The organism is Butyrivibrio sp. XPD2002 (assembly GCF_000423945.1).
Classification (GTDB): domain Bacteria; phylum Bacillota; class Clostridia; order Lachnospirales; family Lachnospiraceae; genus Butyrivibrio.
In genome coordinates, this window is the sequence record NZ_AUIY01000001.1 from 190,425 (window position 1) to 206,417 (window position 15,993).

A 15,993-nucleotide genomic window follows, 5' to 3' on the forward strand; every position below is an offset into this window, starting at 1 on the left:
CAAACATATTATTGTTTGGAGTCCTTTTTTAGCTAGTGTCTATTTTGAGATTAACAGGAGAATAATATGCCCGCATTTGTTGATAGAGCGAGAATATTTGTTAAAAGTGGAAAAGGTGGAGACGGTCACGTTTCTTTCAGAAGAGAAAAGTTTGTTGCCAATGGAGGACCTGACGGCGGAGACGGCGGAAAAGGCGGAGACGTTGTGATCAAGGTTGATCTTGGTATTAATACTCTTTCTGATTTTCACTACGGCGGAAAGTACAAGGCTGAGAATGGTGAAGACGGCGGAAAGAGACGTTGTCATGGTAAATCAGGCTCTGACATAATTATAAAGGTACCTCAGGGTACTGTCATAAAGGAAGCTTCCAGCGGAAGAGTTATCGTAGATATGTCAGGTGATACTACAGAGTTTGTACTTCTTAAGGGCGGAAAAGGCGGAAACGGAAACATGCATTATGCTACAAGTACAATGCAGGCTCCCAGATATGCACAGCCCGGTCAACCCGCTAAGGAACTGGAGATATTACTCGAGCTTAAGATGATTGCGGATGTAGGACTGGTTGGTTTCCCTAACGTTGGTAAATCAACATTCCTCACAAAGGTTAGTAATGCAAAGCCTAAGGTTGCAAACTATCACTTTACAACCCTTACTCCAATTCTTGGAGTTGTAAGTTTGAATGATGCAAGAGGATTTGTTGTTGCGGATATTCCGGGACTTATTGAGGGCGCTGCAGACGGAGCAGGTCTTGGTCACGAGTTCTTAAGACATATTGAGCGTACCAGGATCATGATCCACGTTGTAGACGCTGCCGGAACCGAAGGAAGAGATCCTTTTGAAGATATAGAAGCTATTAATAATGAGCTTTCCAAGTACAACGCTGATATTACCAAAAAGCCTCAGGTTATTGCTGCAAATAAGATCGATATGCTTCCTGACGGAGAGGATTCCGAGATCATACAGAAGCTTAGAGATAAATTTGAGCCCCAGGGAGTTAAAGTATTTGCTACTTCAACCCTTACTGGCAAAGGAATTAATGAACTGTTATACTATATTAGCAGGGAGCTTGATAACCTAGGCGAAGAGACCTTTGTATTTGAAAGCGAATATGATCCTGAGGTTGAGCTTAAGGTTGAGAATGAATCATTCACTGTAGAGTATGATTCTGATGCTAAGGAATACGTTATCGAAGGACCTAAGATCGAGAAAATGCTTGGTTATACAAACCTTGATTCTGAAAAGGGATTCGCATTTTTCCAGAACTTCCTTGTTGAGAACGGTATTCTTGACCAGCTTGAGGCCCTTGGCATTCAGGAAGGCGACACAGTTCGCATGTATGGTAACAGTTTTGATTATTACAGAAATGCTGATACAGAAGAGGCTTCAGGTTCTGATGAGGCTGATTTTGCAGAGAGCGATGATATAGATTTTGATTCGGAGGACAATGATGAATTTAACCAGTAAACAGCGTTCTTATTTAAAAGGTCTTGCAATGAACCTTGATCCGGTTTTCCAGATCGGTAAGGCTGCAGTTACTCCCGAAGTAACTGAGAGCGTTTTGGAGTGCTTTAATAATAAGGAGCTCATCAAGGGTTCAATTTTGAAAAACTGCACCGATGATGTTAATGAAGTTGCTAACACCATCGCAGAGAGAACAAGATCAACTCTTGTTCAGGTAATAGGAAGAAAATTCGTGCTTTACAAGCCCTTCCATGAAAATCCGGAGATTAAGCTTCCTAAGTAATAAAATATAGCGGTCAATATTTTCACGACAAATACAGCATAAAAGAGGTGACGGAATATTATGGCAAGTAGAAAAATCGGTATTTTAGGCGGTACATTTGATCCAATACATAATGCTCATCTTATTTTAGGTGAGGCAGCAAGAGAGCAGTTCGGACTGGACAGAATAGTTTTCATGCCCACAGGTAAGCCCTACATGAAGGACCAGGGGGGCAGTCTGACTTCCGGAGAGCTGCGCTATCAGATGGTTAAGCTTGCAATAGACAGTAATCCCTATTTTACATGCTCGCGTCTTGAAATTGACCGTGAGGGTAATACCTATACTATTGATACACTTTATGAGCTTGAAAAAATGTATCCCGGAGATGAGATATATCTGATTCTCGGTGGTGATACCTTTAAGCAGATCGAAACCTGGTATAAGAGCGAGGAGATTTTCAAGAACTGCGTTATTCTGGCTGCAATCAGAAATAATATGTCTATTGCCGAAATGGATGAGCAGAGAAGATACCTTCACGATAAATACGGTGCTGATGTAAGGATTCTTCAATATAAGAACATTGATATTTCAAGCAGCGATATCAGATCAAGAATTATGACCGGAAGATCTGTAAGATACATGCTTCCTGAATCTGTTATCGAATTTGCCAGCTTGAAAAATATATATAATGGCATGGCGTCTTCAGATGATGACGACGATATGAAAATCTATCACGGTTGATGTATCGGAGGCTTAGTCTTTATATATTATGAAAATGATTGAATTATCACATAAGCTCAGAAAAGAAATGAAGCTTGTACTTAATGCAGACAGATTTGACCATACACTTGGCGTTGCCTACACGGCTGCCAATATGGCTGCGGTTCATGATGTCTCCATTGAAAAGGCGCTGATAGCAGGATTTCTGCATGACTGTGCCAAAAATCTTGATCATGAAGAGCAGATTAAGATCTGTAATAAGTACGGCGTTGAAATAACTGACATAGAAAAGCGTAATCCGGCGCTTATCCATGCCAAGGCAGGAATGTGTCTGGCTGAGCATAAATACGGTTATGATGATCCTGAAATACTTGGTGCCATCAGATGGCATACCACTGGGCATCCCGGTATGAATGATCTTGAGAAAATCGTATTTATTGCCGATTTTGTTGAACCAAACAGGAAGCCTTTAGAGCACATGGATATAATCCGGAAGCTTGCATATGCTGATCTTGATAAGTGTATGCTTAAGATATTAGAGGATACGATTCATTATCTCAATAATATTGATAAGGAATGCGATCCTATGACCTGGAACACTTACGAATACTATTTAAAAAAGGAAAAAGAAAATGGCTGAACACTCAATTGAAAATTCTAAGGAAATGGTAAAACTTGCAGTAAATGCACTTGAAGATACAAAGGGCCTTGATATTGAGATCATCGATATCAGCGAGGTATCAACCCTTGGCGATTTCTTTATCGTTGCAAGCGGATCTAACCGTTCACAGATTCAGGCTATGGCAGACAGAGTTGAGGAGACTCTTGGCAGAGCAGGATATGAGAAGAAGGATATCGAAGGCTATGAGAGCGCATTTTGGATTCTTCAGGACTTTGGTGATATCATTGTCCATATCTTTGATCAGGAGAACAGACTTTTCTATGATCTTGAGAGAATCTGGAGAGATGGTAAGCATATTACAAAGGATGAATTATAATTTATAATCACTTTTGAGCATAAAAAAACGCTGCATGCAATGAACATGCAGCGCTTTTTACATTTAAATACTTATTTCGAAATACTAATATCAGATTAGTATAATCTCAGAACACCAAATACACGTCCAAGAATCTCGCAGTCATCTACGATAATGGGATCCATGGTATCATTCTCAGGCTGGAGTCTGATGTGGCCCTTCTCCTTATAAAAGGTCTTAACAGTAGCAGAGTCATCGATAAGAGCTACGACCTGCTCACCGTTACGGGCTGTGTCACAGGCCTCAACAAAAATGCGGTCACCGTTAAAAATACCGGCATTTATCATTGAATCACCCTTAACATTAAGAATGAACATCTGTCCCTTAGGACACATCTCTGCAGGAATAGGGAAGTAGCTGTCTATATTCTGCTCAGCCAGAATAGGTGTACCTGCAGCCACCTGGCCAACAACAGGGATGTTAACCATCTCTGTTCTGATCATATTAAATGAATCATCACATATCTCAATGGTACGGGGCTTGGTAGGATCGCGCTTGATATAGCCGTTCTTCTCCAAGGTCTCGAGATGAGAGTGTACGGATGATGTTGATTTCAAATGTACGGTTTCGCAAATCTCGCGAACAGTAGGCGGATAGCCCTTTTCTAATATCTTTTCTTTAATGAATTCGAGAATTTCACTTTGCTTTTCGCTGATCTTTCCTTTTTCCATTGTTATCCTCCATATATTAAGAACCTATGTTCAGTTTAACATATAAAGAAAGAAAAGGCAAACATATATTCGCTGTACTTTTTATTGGACAGGAGATTGTATAGAGTATATACATAAGATCTTTGAATTAATCACAAAACACTCACATTGCTGTGAGTGTCCTGCGATTTTCTTATGAGGGGGAGATAGTGTGATTTGTTTATCAACTACCTTGATACATATATTAAAGGATAAATATGAACAAAATATGAACTCAAACGAAGGAATTATTTAAGATTTTTTTTATAATTTCAAAAGAACAAACGTACGAAAAATGTGTTGACAAAAGAATGGATGTTCGATATATTGTTCTAAGAACAGTTGTTCGTAACATTTGTTCGACAAACGGAGGAGCGAAGGATGAATAAGAGAACAGCAATGAACAGAAACAATTATGTTAGTGAGAACGACAGATACAAAAGAGCAGCTCTTGCTAAGAGAAGACGCGAGCGCGCTGCTAGAAGACGACTTGTTATTCTTGGTGTTATGACTTCTGTTATTATCTTCATGGCTATTATTCTAAGCTTTTCATTTAGTTCAGATGCGAGCAGCAAGAATAACGAACAGTATAAATACTATACCTCTGTAAGCGTAAATGTAGGTGACTCCGTATGGACTATAGCTGAGGAATATATGGATGATCTTCATTATAGAAGTACTAAGGAATTCGTTAATGATATCGCCAGAATCAACAAGATATCACCTGACACTATGCTTAAAGCAGGAACGAATCTTATAGTTCCTTACTATTCAGATACACTGAAATAACATGGGAAACTACAATTTAAATAACAGTACCCAAAAATATCACCTTAATTATATTACTTTTTGCCAATAGCAATTCTGTATGCAGAATTGCTATTATTAGTTTATAAAGATTTTATAAAAATATAATAAAAATTTTGGAGGTGTCTTATGTTATTTCAACTTTACGGCGCCAATGCAAGTTCTCAGCTTATAGGCTGGATACTTGTTTTCGTGGGACTTATTCTCATGAACGAAGTTGGCCGTAGAACAAAGCTTGGGGGAATGATCGTATTTGTGTTCATTCCGACTGTTTTAACAGTTTACTTTATTGCCGCTCATATGGGTGCATTTGGTGGTTCTTCCAATCCCACAGTTGCATTTATGGACGGATGGTTCCATTACTTTAAGTTATATGCTGCTGACATCGGCTGTGTCGGCTTTATGATGATCAAGTATAAATGGGGTATCGGTAAGGAGAAGTGGTTTGCATGGTTCCCCTGGTTTATCGTAGCTGCTAACATCATGATCGCTAATGTTTCTGATATGGAGTCAGCTCTTGCTGCATTCTCTATCTCAGGTAACCTTAACGGCGCATGGTGGGCGTCAAATGAAGGTGTATTCATCTATGGTGGATGGTGGAACGTAGTTAACGCCATTGCAGGTATGATCAACATTTTCTGCATGACAGGTGTTGTTCACCTTTATTCTTCAAGTGATAAGAATCACGCTGACATGCTTTGGCCTGATATGACTATCTGGTTCATCATTGCTTATGATGTATGGAACTTTGAGTATACATACCTCAACCTTCCTACACATTCATGGTATTGCGGCGTAGCATTGCTTCTTGCTCCTACATTTGCTAATGCATTCTGGAACAAGGGTGCATGGATCCAGAACAGAGCTAATACACTTGCAATCTGGTGTATGTGGGCACAGGTAGTTCCCGGATTCCAGCTCTCAAGCAGGTTTGCTGCTGCACTTCCTTCAGTTTACGGTGGAGCTTCAGAGAATGGCATTACTACCATGGCTCTTTATGACAAGGCTATCGAGCTTTATAACAACAATTTAGGTAAGACTGCTCAGGCAGGCGAAGTTATCAGTCAGATGGGAATTACGGCAGATCCCAGAATGCAGGGCTTTGTTGCTGTTCTTGCAATAGCAATAAACGTTATCTGCATGGCAGAGATAATTATGAGAGCCTGCAAGCTTGGTAAGAATCCTTATGCTAACGAAGTATTTGGCGATACAAGAGATTTCAAGCTTGCTATGGAGAGAGCAGAAAAGGCTAGCTAAGAAATAATAAATATGTAGCTTTATCAGACAGGGAGCTATCTGGCTCCCTGTTGTTATCTAAAGCTTCAGGGTAAAGGAGATTTTGAAGAAAATGGGTAGAAAGCCACCTTATAAACCGTCTTATGTAAAAGAAGACACAGCTTTACGTGAGCCTATCGTAAAGCTTGGTAAAATGATCACGGACCGTGTACCTTATCATCTTGGTTTAAAAAAGCTCACAAGTGATGACCCGGAATACTGGGCACTTGCAGCTGTTGCAACTGACGAAGAGGCAGAGCTTGCACTCAAAATGGGAGTAAGAAAGCCTAAGACCTTTGCACAGCTTAAGGCTATTTCAGGACTTGAAGAGGAGAGGCTTCAGCAGCTCCTTGATCATATGTCGTGGACAGGACTTGTAGAGTATAACTGGGAAAATGAGAACAGAGAAAAGCAGTACCTCGTTCCCATGTATGTTCCCGGCAGTGCTGAGTTTACAAACATGAACGAAGAGCTTATAAATAAGAATCCTGAGATGGGTAAGTTCTTTGATTATATGGCAACACTTCCTCTTGAGAAGATAACACCTATGGTACCTCCGGGAGGAGCAGGAATCGGAATGCACGTTATTCCTGTTGAGAAGGCCATTGAAATGAATAATGAATCTATTTCATTTGAGCATATTTCTCACTGGCTCGATAAATATGAGGGTAAGTATGCAGCATCTCCCTGCTCATGCCGTCGTTCACGTAAGACCTACAACGAGGGCTGTGCGGATGATGAGACTGATTGGTGCATCGCAGTTGGAGATATGGCCGATTATGTTGTAGAAACAGGAAAAGGCGGAAGATATGTTTCCAAGGAAGAGGTTCTTGAGATCCTTAAGAAGGCCGAGGATAACGGATTTGTACATCAGATAACAAACATTGACGGTCAGGACAAGATATTTGCTATCTGTAACTGTAACGTTAATGTATGTTACGCACTTAGAACATCACAGCTTTACAATACACCCAACCTTTCACGTTCAGCCTATGTTGCAAAGGTAACAAAGGAAGACTGTGTTGCCTGCGGACGCTGCGTAGAGGTATGTCCTGCAGGTGCTGTTAAGCTTGGACAAAAGCTTTGCAGAAAGGATGGCTCTGAAGTAAAATATCCTAAGCATGTGCTTCCCAGTCAGAAAAAATGGACTGAGGACGACTGGGATTGGGATTACAGAGACAACAACAGAATCAATTGCTATGATTCAGGAACTGCTCCCTGTAAGACAGCTTGTCCTGCACATGTAGCTGTACAGGGTTACCTTAAGCTTGCTGCTCAGGGTAAATACACAGAAGCTCTTGAGCTTATTAAGAAGAATAATCCGCTTCCTGCAGTATGCGGTCATATCTGTAACAGAAGATGTGAGGAGGCATGTACCAGAGGAACAATCGATCAGGCTGTTGCTATCGATGAAGTAAAGAAATTCTTGGCAGCTAGGGATCTTAATGCAGATACAAGATTCATTCCCAAGAAGGTTATTCCTAAGGTTAACGGCGAGTTTGAAGAGAAGATCGCTATTATAGGTGGCGGTCCTGCAGGCTTATCCTGTGCCTTCTATCTTGCAGAAAAAGGCTACAGACCTACAATTTTTGAAAAGAATAAAAGAGCAGGCGGAATGCTTGTATATGGTATTCCTTCCTACAAGCTTGAAAAGGATGTTGTTCAGTCTGAAATAGATATCATAAAGGAGATGGGCGTTACCATTAAGACCGGTGTTGAAGTAGGTAAGGACATCACTATTGAGGAGCTTCGCGAACAGGGCTACAAGGCATTTTACATTGCTATTGGATGCCAGGGCGGAAGAAAAGCAGGAATTCCCGGAGAGGACGCTGAAGGCGTTGTAACAGCCGTTGATTTCCTTCACGCAGTAACAGATGATGAGTCACTTAAGGTTGAGGGCGATGCAGTTGTTATCGGTGGTGGTAACGTTGCTATCGATGTATCCAGAAGTGCAGTTCGCTGCGGCGCATCAAATGTTAAGCAGTTCTGCCTTGAAAGCAGAGATATCATGCCTGCATCCGATGAAGAGGTTCAGGAAGCTGAAGAGGATGGCGCTTTGATTAACTGTGGCTGGGGTCCCAAGGAGATTCTTACTGAAAACGGTAAGGTAACAGGCATTGTATTTAAGAAGTGCCTCTCTGTATTTGACGCAGATCACAGATTCAATCCTCAGTACGATGAGAGTGACACTGTTACAATTAAGTGCCAGCATGTATTCTTAAGTATTGGACAGAGCATCGTATGGGGCAACTTACTTAACGGCTCTTGCGTTGAGCTTGGAAGAGGTAACGGTGCAGTTGCTGATTCACTTACATATCAGACTACTGAGCCTGACATCTTTGTAGGTGGTGACGTATATACAGGCCCTAAGTTTGCAATCGATGCTATCGCAGCAGGAAAACAGGGCGCTATTTCCATCCACCGCTTTGTACAGCCTCATTCATCCCTGACAATCGGAAGAAACAGAAACGATTTCAAGGAGCTGAATAAGGATGATATCTCTATTAAGGATTATGATACCTGCAAGAGACAGATTCCCGGAAAGAGCAATGCTATAGCTGATCCTAAGCATTCCTTCCGTGACGCTAAGCTTGTATTCACAGAGGAACAGGTTAAGGCTGAGACAGCAAGATGTCTTTCCTGCGGAGCTTCAGTTGTTGATACAAACAAGTGTATCGGCTGCGGACTTTGCACAACAAAGTGTGAATTCGACGCTATCCATCTCTACAGAGATAATCCGGATTGCAGCGTGATGAGAAAGAGTGAAGATAAGCTTAAGTATATTCTTCCCTATGCTGCAAAGCAGAGAGTTAACATCAGAAAGCAGACTATAAAAGTTAAGTTAAAGAAGGTTAAAAAGAAGTAATTTATAGACCATCTCCTTTTGCAGTAAATGCAGGAGGAGATGGATGAGGGTATTAAAATGCACGAACTTGGTGTAGTATTCCATATCATCGACGACCTGAAGGTAGTTGCTGATGAGAACCAAATAGATAAAATTGAAAAGGTTACAATAGAGCTTGGGGAGGTTTCAACAGTCATTCCTCATTTCCTGACAGATTGCTGGAAATGGGCAGCTGCAAAGGAATCACTCCTTGAATCTACAGAACTAAAAATAGAAACTATCCCGGCTATTACTGAGTGCTCCGACTGTGGCAAACAGTTTGGAACAATCGCCCATGGTAAAATATGTCCATTCTGCGGTAGCGAAAAGACATACCTTGTACAAGGAAACGAATTTCTTATAAAAGAAATTGAAATCGAGGAGCAGGGCTGAAACTATATGTGAATTTTTGGAGAGCATAATTCCTAAGACCATCCGCATAAGGATGACCTTTTATCTAATTTTTTTATGCTCTCCATAAAATATATATATAGATTTCAGCCCTGCGATTTATATTAATTTTATATATTTATACATTTTTAATGACAAACGTCCCTTTGAATGATAAAATATATGCATGTTGCATAACAAAACTAGATAAGGGGGTATTCATAACCATGGCAACGAAGGAGAAAAGAAACGTTATTGTTGGACAGTCAGGAGGACCTACAGCTGCAATTAATTCCTCGCTTGCAGGTGTTTATCGTACAGCTAAAGATCGTGGATACAAGAAAGTATATGGAATGATCCACGGCGTACAGGGTCTTATGGAAGGTCGTTATATTGATCTTGCCGACCACATCAAGACAGGTCTTGATGCTGAACTGTTAAAGAGAACACCATCTGCATATCTTGGCTCATGCCGCTATAAGCTGCCTGAGATCTTCGAGAGCAAAGAGACTTATGAGAAGATTTTCCAGATATTAACTGACTTAGAGATTGACTGCTTTATCTACATCGGCGGCAATGATTCTATGGATACCATTAAAAAGCTATCTGATTATGCTATTATTTCAGGTTCAGCAGTAAGATTCGTTGGTTGTCCTAAGACAATTGATAATGACCTTGCACTTACTGATCACACACCCGGATATGGCTCAGCAGCTAAATATATCGGAACCTCTGTAAAAGAGATCATCCGTGATGGATGGAGTCTTGAGACAGAGCACGGCCAGGTTGTAATCGTTGAGATTATGGGTAGAAATGCCGGATGGCTTACCGGATCAGCAGCACTCTCCAGAGGTGAGGACTGTGACGGACCTGACGCTATCTATCTTCCTGAGCTTCCTTTCGATGTTAAGAAGTTCGTTGACAAGGTTAAAAAACTCCTTAAGGAAAAGGCAAATGTTGTTATTGCTATTTCTGAGGGTATTCATGATAAAGATGGCAAATACATCAGCGAGTATGACAACGGTGTTGAATACATTGATGCATTTGGTCACAAGCAGCTCACAGGTACTGCAAGATACCTTTGCACACTGCTTTCAACTGAGATCGGATGTAAGACAAGAGCTATCGAGCTTTCAACTCTTCAGAGAGCTGCAAGCCACTGTGCTTCCCGTGTAGATATCCTTGAAGCATACGAGGTTGGTGGTGCTGCCATGAAGGCTGCTGATGAAGGTGACAGCGGTAAGATGGTTGTTATCGAGAGACTTTCAGATGATCCTTATCAGGCTGGTACTGAGGTTAAGGACGTTCACAAGATTGCTAATGATGAGAGACTTGTTCCCAGAGAATGGATCAACAAGGAAGGCACATATGTAACAGATGAGTTCATCACATATGTTCGTCCTCTTATCCAGGGTGACGTAGGACCGATCATGGTTGATGGTATTCCGAGACACCTCTTTGTACCTGGATTCCAGGAACTGCTTTAATTTCATAATAACAACAATAATAAGGGCCATTCTTCGTATGAAGAGTGGCCTTTAAACAATTAATGTTTAGTTTGAATAAGGATCGATAGTAGCGGCTCTGCGTCTGTGTTCATCCTCGATAGCAGCGTAGTGCTTGGCGGTAGTATTTATATCCTTATGACCAAGAACGTCAGCTACAAGCCTTATGTCACCGGTTTCTTTGTAGAGAGCAGTACCGTAGGTGCTTCGCATTTTATGAGGCGTAAGCTTTTTTCCGGGAACTGCCATCTGAGTAAATTTCTTTACAAGAAGCTCGACGCTTCTTACTGTGATACGTCTTTTTCTAAGAGATAAGAACAGAGCTTTTTCCTTATCGTCAGCGCAAAGTCCGGGCCTTTCAAATTCCATATATTCCTTCAAGGCCTCGGCTGTTGTGCGGTTAAAATAAAGAATCTGCGTATTTCCGCCTTTTCGAACAACAGAAAAGGAATTCTCATCAAAATTAAGATCGTCAATATCGAGCCCTACACACTCTGAAACACGGATACCTGTATTAAGCAGAAGAGTGAAAATAGCAGTATCTCTAAGGTTTGTCTTTTCAAGAAGAGATTTTTGCCTGTCAGAGACATTCATCTCGGTATTTATTACCGTATCCATAAGAGTATTAACCTCTTCGGAATTCATCCTAATAATGTCCTTCTTAGGTGTCTTTTTACGCTTTGCAGCACCGAGAGTAGGGTTGTTCTTAAGGTAATGATGCTGACACATAAACTCGTAAAAGCCCCTTACGGCAGACATCCTGCGGGCAATACCTTTTTCCTTATTAACGTGCTTGTTTTCGCCGTTATTAAAGGATAAAAATCTTTGAAACTCATTAATGTCCTCAAAGGAAAGATTATCCAAAAGTGATAGATCAATATCCTTTATTTCAGATACATTTTTTAAAAGCGGGTTCTTTTCCTTGAGAAACTGGAAAAAGGTAATGAGATCATAAGCGTAGGATATGACCGTATTTATCTGAGAAGTAAGCTCCTTATCATCTAAAAAAGGCATACAGTAAACCGGAAGTATGCCCTCTAATTCGTGAAGCTTCTCTAAACGTGCTAAATGAAGTTTTCTGTTATATTCTGAATCTGCTCCCATAGCTCCTCCAATCAAGAATAATTTTACCACAAAACATATATGAAGAGATACGGCTGATAATTCACCAAATTATATTATTAAATTATCTTAAATTGCCATAATATTATATACAATTATATGAATTATTATGTATAATCTAATCATCAAAGCAAATTGTTTTAATTGGAAGGGAGATATATAACATGTGGACAAATTCAATGCTTAAACAAAACGGTATGGCTAACTTTACCAAAAACCGTTGGCCCTGCGTTGTAGTTTGCCTGATTTTAGGTATAGCTACAGGAGGCGGTAGTGGCTCCGTAGGAAGTAATGTCGGAAGAAACGCAGGTGGTTCTTCTTCAAACGGCAGTCTTGATTTTAACAATATTGATTGGGATGTACTTATTCCCATAATCATGGCTGTTATGGCAGTTTTGGTTGTTGTTCTTGTAATTGGTCTTGTACTCAAGATTGCAGTTTTTGCTCCTCTTGAAGTAGGCTGCCAGAGATTCTTTATTGTGAACCGTGTTCAGGAAAAGGCACAGATTAACAACGTTGCCTTTGGTTTTAAGACCAACTGGAAAAATATTGTTAAGGTTATGTTCTTTAAGAATCTTTACCTTTTCTTCTGGGGACTGCTTTGCGGTATTCCTGCAATCATAAAGGGCTATTCTTACAGACTTGTACCTTATCTGCTTGCTGAGAATCCTGATATGACAGCTGATGAAGCTATTACACTTTCAAGACAGATGATGAACGGACAGAAGATGAACGCTTTCGTTTATGATCTTTCATTCCTTGGCTGGATTCTTCTTAGCGCACTTACCTGCGGTATCCTCTACATCTTCTATGTAGGACCTTACAAGAAGTGCTCTGACGCTGAGCTTTACACAGCTATCAAGGAGACCTACAATCCTCAGGCTGTTATGTAATAGGCAGCAATAATAAAATTATTATTAAGTTTTAAGGCCTGTACTTATGTACGGGCCTTTTTAATGCGATAATATTCATATAGTTTTCTAAACTTATGAGGGTGAATGGATTATGAAAAATAATAAAAGTTTTAACGTTTGGGCGGTACTTCTTTGGATGTGCTTTGTTTTAGCATTTCCTCTTTTCCTGCAGGGCAATTTTGTCATCCATGCAAAGGCAGCCAATGATGAAAAGGTCTATATCTCAACTAATAAGAGACTATTCCAGAAGTCTGTTCTTAAAAATGAGACCTTTCAGATTAAAATCATAGACTATGGCAAAAAGCTTAAGCCCAGCACTCTGAAATTTTCATCAAGTGACGAATCCATAGCTTCCGTTGATTCATCGGGGCAGATAACAACGCACGAGCTTGGAAAAGCAAAGATAAAGGTCTATACAAAGAAATGGCATCATTATCTTTGTACCTTTACCGTGAAGGTTCAGGAGGAGATACCGAGAATCCTGTTTATTGGCGACTCCAGAAGTGTTTATATGTTTAATAAGGCAAACGTAGAGCTGTGCGGCGATATCCGAGACGGCATGTATGTCTATGCAAGAGGCGGAGCCCAGGCGAGCTATGTTAAGGAAGTCATCAATGCGGTAGATCCCAATACCTACGATACGGTAGTGACCTGGATGGGAGCTAACGACAGAGGACAGTTCAAGGAATATAAGAAGTATTATAAGAAAATCCTCAGGATGAATAAAAAGATGGTAGTCTGCACCGTAGGACCTGTTAAGGATGCACTTCTTGATGATATAGGAAAGATATGCTTTAACAGTAAGCTTATGGAAAAATATAACCACGCCCTTGATAAATGGGCTGATGAAAACGACGTCTATCTGGTAGACCTGTACGACTGGATTTTCAAGAAGAGACTTAAAATCGACTCCAATGACGGCGTTCATTATCTGCCGAGACCTACAAAAAGAATATGGAGGCATATTATAAAACATGTAGAAAAGGCAGGAGTCGTAATTAAAAAGGATTAAAAAATAACCCATATCCTCAAAATTAAAGAGGATATGGGTTTTATAATGATCAAAATTATTTATATAATTCTTCCATCTCAACGAGTGCTTCTTCAAATACCTTAAGAGCATCCTCGATAGGAGCTGCAGTAGTAAGGTCAACGCCTGCAATCTTAAGAAGACTTACAGGATCCTGTGTGCAGCCGCTCTTTAAGAACTTTTTGTACTGCTCAACAGCAGGTGCGCCTTCCTCTAAAATCTTCTTTGCGATAGATACTGAAGCTGCAAAGCTTGTAGCATACTGATACACATAGAAGTTGTAGTAGAAGTGAGGTATTCTGCACCACTCATAAGCGATCTGAGGATCAGAAACCATATTCTCGCCGAAGTATTCTTTGTTGAGGTTGTAGTAAACATCAGAGAGGCTCTCAGCTGTAAGAGGCTCGCCCTTTTCAGCCATCTCGTTGGTCTTTCTCTCGAATTCCTCAAACATGGTCTGTCTGTACATGGTTGACTTGAAGCTCTCAAGGAAGTGATTGATGATATAAGCCTTTTCTTCCTTGCTCTTAGCATGATCCTTCAGATAGTGGTAGAGAAGTACTTCGTTAGTAGTAGAAGCAACCTCCGCTACGAAAATCTTGTACTCGGAATTCCAGATGCTCTGCTCGTGCTCAGAGTACCAGGTGTGCATTGAGTGGCCCATCTCATGAACAAGAGTGAACACATCCTCAAGAGTATTGTTGTAGTTAAGAAGCATGTAAGGATGAACGCCGTAAGCACCGCTACTGTAAGCGCCGCTTCTTTTTCCTTCGTTCTCAACAACATCGATCCAGCGATCATCATAAGCCTTCTTAACGATTCCGAGGTACTCATCACCCAGAGGAGCAAGAGCCTTTAAGGAAATATCCTTTGCCTCTTCATAGCCTACTTCCATATCAAAATCGCTTATCATTGACACATAGACATCGTACATGTGAAGCTCGTCAACGCCGAGGAGCTTCTTTCTGAGTGCCACGTATCTGTGCATCTTATCAAAGCCCTTATGGATTGAATCGATAAGTCTGTCGCAAACAGCGGGATCAACATCATTCTCGTTAACGGCTGCTTCGAAATTGGAGTTATATTTTCTGGCCTTAGCATTGAAAATACGAGCCTTAACCTCGCCGTCGTAAAGAGCAGCCCATGTGTTCTTGAACTCCTCGTATCTGCCATAGAATACCTCAAAAGCCTTCTTTCTGAGCTCTCTGTCCTTGGACATCTGAACAGGAACGAAGCGTCCGTTTGAAAGAACAACCTCTTTTCCCTCAGAATCGGTTACACTGGGGAATTTAAGGTCAGCATCTGAGAGCATATTAAAGCCATTGTAGGGAGTCTGGCTCATTTCGCCTGCAGAAGCGAGAAGCTGTTCAAGCTCCTTGCTTAAAATGTGATCCTTAAGTCTTCTGATTTCCTTTATCTTAAGCTCATAGTTTTTAAGCTCAGGCTCATCAGCATAGAAGGATGTGAGAGTATCGTCGGAAATAGAAAGAACCTCAGGCTCAAGGAAGGATGCCTTCTCACCGATCTGAAGATAAGCAGAGGTAGCTCTCTGATTCATTCCTGTATATTTTGAATCAGCTGAATCCTGATCATGTCTCATGTGAGCATAGGCATGGAATCTGCTGATTAAAAGTGAAGCCTTTTCGAAAAGCTTTAAAACTTCAAGAAGGTTCTTAGCGCTGTCTGCAACCTTTCCGTTGAACTCAGCGATCTTATCAGCTAAGGAAAGAGCTTCCTTTACTTCTGATTCCCACAATTCTTCATTTTCATAAATATCTTCAAGTCGCCAGGTCAGTGCCTCTTCGACTTCGTTTCTTTTAGGTAATTTTCCTTGCATTTACGTATTCTCCTTATTATTATGATAGATAGTGCGCCAAAGTTACTTGTGCACACTCGA

At 40.7% G+C, this 15,993-nt stretch carries 15 protein-coding genes; 12 read left to right on the forward strand and 3 right to left on the reverse strand.

The annotated features are described in order from the left end of the window. The first annotated feature begins 66 nt into the window (after positions 1–66). The 5 genes from obgE to rsfS are packed head-to-tail and all read left to right on the forward strand — an operon-like array spanning position 67 to position 3,441. A complete protein-coding gene (gene obgE / locus G587_RS20830; protein ID WP_051200474.1) occupies positions 67–1,464 on the forward strand; it encodes a GTPase ObgE in 1,398 nt (465 codons plus the stop codon). After that, positions 1,448–1,744: a ribosome assembly RNA-binding protein YhbY gene (gene yhbY / locus G587_RS0100795; protein ID WP_026490669.1), complete on the forward strand. Its 297-nt coding sequence runs from the start codon at positions 1,448–1,450 to the stop codon at positions 1,742–1,744. Before obgE ends, yhbY begins: the two co-directional genes overlap by 17 nt. A 60-nt stretch (positions 1,745–1,804) precedes the next feature. Continuing rightward, positions 1,805–2,464, forward strand: coding sequence for a nicotinate-nucleotide adenylyltransferase (gene nadD / locus G587_RS20835; RefSeq protein WP_051200476.1), 660 nt, complete (start codon positions 1,805–1,807; stop codon positions 2,462–2,464). Between the two features lie 28 nt (positions 2,465–2,492). Further along, positions 2,493–3,083, forward strand: a complete 591-nt coding sequence (yqeK, locus tag G587_RS0100805) for a bis(5'-nucleosyl)-tetraphosphatase (symmetrical) YqeK (RefSeq protein ID WP_026490670.1) — start codon at positions 2,493–2,495, stop codon at positions 3,081–3,083. Further along, positions 3,076–3,441 carry a ribosome silencing factor gene (gene rsfS / locus G587_RS0100810; protein WP_035785252.1) on the forward strand — a complete coding sequence of 122 codons (366 nt, stop codon included), beginning with the start codon at positions 3,076–3,078 and terminating at the stop codon, positions 3,439–3,441. The genes yqeK and rsfS overlap by 8 nt, the downstream gene beginning before the upstream one ends. Before the next feature lie 95 nt (positions 3,442–3,536). On the opposite strand, the gene lexA is transcribed toward rsfS, so the two are convergent. Further along, positions 3,537–4,151 (reverse strand): transcriptional repressor LexA, encoded by a 615-nt coding sequence (lexA, locus tag G587_RS0100815; RefSeq protein WP_026490672.1) that lies wholly within the window; start codon positions 4,149–4,151, stop codon positions 3,537–3,539. Positions 4,152–4,550: 399 nt separating this feature from the next. Between lexA and G587_RS0100820 the strand changes: the two genes are divergently transcribed. From G587_RS0100820 to G587_RS0100840, 5 genes are all read left to right on the forward strand, one after another. After that, a complete protein-coding gene (locus G587_RS0100820) occupies positions 4,551–4,958 on the forward strand; it encodes a LysM peptidoglycan-binding domain-containing protein (protein WP_026490673.1) in 408 nt (135 codons plus the stop codon). Between the two features lie 147 nt (positions 4,959–5,105). Continuing rightward, on the forward strand, positions 5,106–6,233 hold the full coding sequence (locus tag G587_RS0100825) for a DUF5692 family protein (RefSeq protein ID WP_026490674.1): 1,128 nt from the start codon (positions 5,106–5,108) through the stop codon (positions 6,231–6,233). Between the two features lie 91 nt (positions 6,234–6,324). Further along, the gene (locus G587_RS0100830) at positions 6,325–9,117 is read left to right on the forward strand and encodes an FAD-dependent oxidoreductase (RefSeq protein ID WP_051200478.1); all 2,793 of its coding nucleotides are present in this window, start codon (positions 6,325–6,327) and stop codon (positions 9,115–9,117) included. A 57-nt stretch (positions 9,118–9,174) separates the two neighbouring features. Next, on the forward strand, positions 9,175–9,528 hold the full coding sequence (locus tag G587_RS0100835) for a hydrogenase maturation nickel metallochaperone HypA (protein WP_026490676.1): 354 nt from the start codon (positions 9,175–9,177) through the stop codon (positions 9,526–9,528). Positions 9,529–9,752: 224 nt separating this feature from the next. Beyond that, a complete protein-coding gene (locus tag G587_RS0100840) occupies positions 9,753–11,012 on the forward strand; it encodes a 6-phosphofructokinase (RefSeq protein ID WP_026490677.1) in 1,260 nt (419 codons plus the stop codon). A 66-nt stretch (positions 11,013–11,078) separates the two neighbouring features. Here the strand turns inward: G587_RS0100840 and G587_RS0100845 are convergent, their stop codons facing one another. Then, entirely contained in the window at positions 11,079–12,134 is a 1,056-nt protein-coding gene (locus tag G587_RS0100845) for a tyrosine-type recombinase/integrase (protein WP_026490678.1), read from the reverse strand. 182 nt (positions 12,135–12,316) lie between these two features. On the opposite strand from G587_RS0100845, the gene G587_RS0100850 reads away from it, so the two are divergent. Both G587_RS0100850 and G587_RS0100855 read left to right on the forward strand, forming a co-directional pair. Continuing rightward, a complete protein-coding gene (locus G587_RS0100850; RefSeq protein WP_026490679.1) occupies positions 12,317–13,045 on the forward strand; it encodes a DUF975 family protein in 729 nt (242 codons plus the stop codon). Between the two features lie 112 nt (positions 13,046–13,157). Continuing rightward, the gene (locus G587_RS0100855) at positions 13,158–14,078 is read left to right on the forward strand and encodes an Ig-like domain-containing protein (protein WP_026490680.1); all 921 of its coding nucleotides are present in this window, start codon (positions 13,158–13,160) and stop codon (positions 14,076–14,078) included. Between the two features lie 55 nt (positions 14,079–14,133). Here G587_RS0100855 and pepF read toward each other — a convergent pair whose 3' ends face one another. After that, positions 14,134–15,933 carry an oligoendopeptidase F gene (pepF, locus tag G587_RS0100860; RefSeq protein ID WP_026490681.1) on the reverse strand — a complete coding sequence of 600 codons (1,800 nt, stop codon included), beginning with the start codon at positions 15,931–15,933 and terminating at the stop codon, positions 14,134–14,136. Positions 15,934–15,993: the final 60 nt, after the last annotated feature.

What these genes read in the sequence shown, in the direction of transcription:
- lexA (WP_026490672.1), bottom strand. Translation starts at nt 4,151, where the DNA reads ATGGAAAAAGGAAAGATCAGCGAAAAGCAAAGTGAAATTCTCGAATTC.
- yqeK (WP_026490670.1), top strand. Translation starts at nt 2,493, where the DNA reads ATGAAAATGATTGAATTATCACATAAGCTCAGAAAAGAAATGAAGCTT.
- nadD (WP_051200476.1), top strand. Translation starts at nt 1,805, where the DNA reads ATGGCAAGTAGAAAAATCGGTATTTTAGGCGGTACATTTGATCCAATA.
- G587_RS0100845 (WP_026490678.1), bottom strand. Translation starts at nt 12,134, where the DNA reads ATGGGAGCAGATTCAGAATATAACAGAAAACTTCATTTAGCACGTTTA.
- yhbY (WP_026490669.1), top strand. Translation starts at nt 1,448, where the DNA reads ATGAATTTAACCAGTAAACAGCGTTCTTATTTAAAAGGTCTTGCAATG.
- G587_RS0100825 (WP_026490674.1), top strand. Translation starts at nt 5,106, where the DNA reads ATGTTATTTCAACTTTACGGCGCCAATGCAAGTTCTCAGCTTATAGGC.
- pepF (WP_026490681.1), bottom strand. Translation starts at nt 15,933, where the DNA reads ATGCAAGGAAAATTACCTAAAAGAAACGAAGTCGAAGAGGCACTGACC.
- G587_RS0100820 (WP_026490673.1), top strand. Translation starts at nt 4,551, where the DNA reads ATGAATAAGAGAACAGCAATGAACAGAAACAATTATGTTAGTGAGAAC.
- G587_RS0100850 (WP_026490679.1), top strand. Translation starts at nt 12,317, where the DNA reads ATGTGGACAAATTCAATGCTTAAACAAAACGGTATGGCTAACTTTACC.
- rsfS (WP_035785252.1), top strand. Translation starts at nt 3,076, where the DNA reads ATGGCTGAACACTCAATTGAAAATTCTAAGGAAATGGTAAAACTTGCA.
- G587_RS0100840 (WP_026490677.1), top strand. Translation starts at nt 9,753, where the DNA reads ATGGCAACGAAGGAGAAAAGAAACGTTATTGTTGGACAGTCAGGAGGA.
- G587_RS0100855 (WP_026490680.1), top strand. Translation starts at nt 13,158, where the DNA reads ATGAAAAATAATAAAAGTTTTAACGTTTGGGCGGTACTTCTTTGGATG.
- G587_RS0100830 (WP_051200478.1), top strand. Translation starts at nt 6,325, where the DNA reads ATGGGTAGAAAGCCACCTTATAAACCGTCTTATGTAAAAGAAGACACA.
- obgE (WP_051200474.1), top strand. Translation starts at nt 67, where the DNA reads ATGCCCGCATTTGTTGATAGAGCGAGAATATTTGTTAAAAGTGGAAAA.
- G587_RS0100835 (WP_026490676.1), top strand. Translation starts at nt 9,175, where the DNA reads ATGCACGAACTTGGTGTAGTATTCCATATCATCGACGACCTGAAGGTA.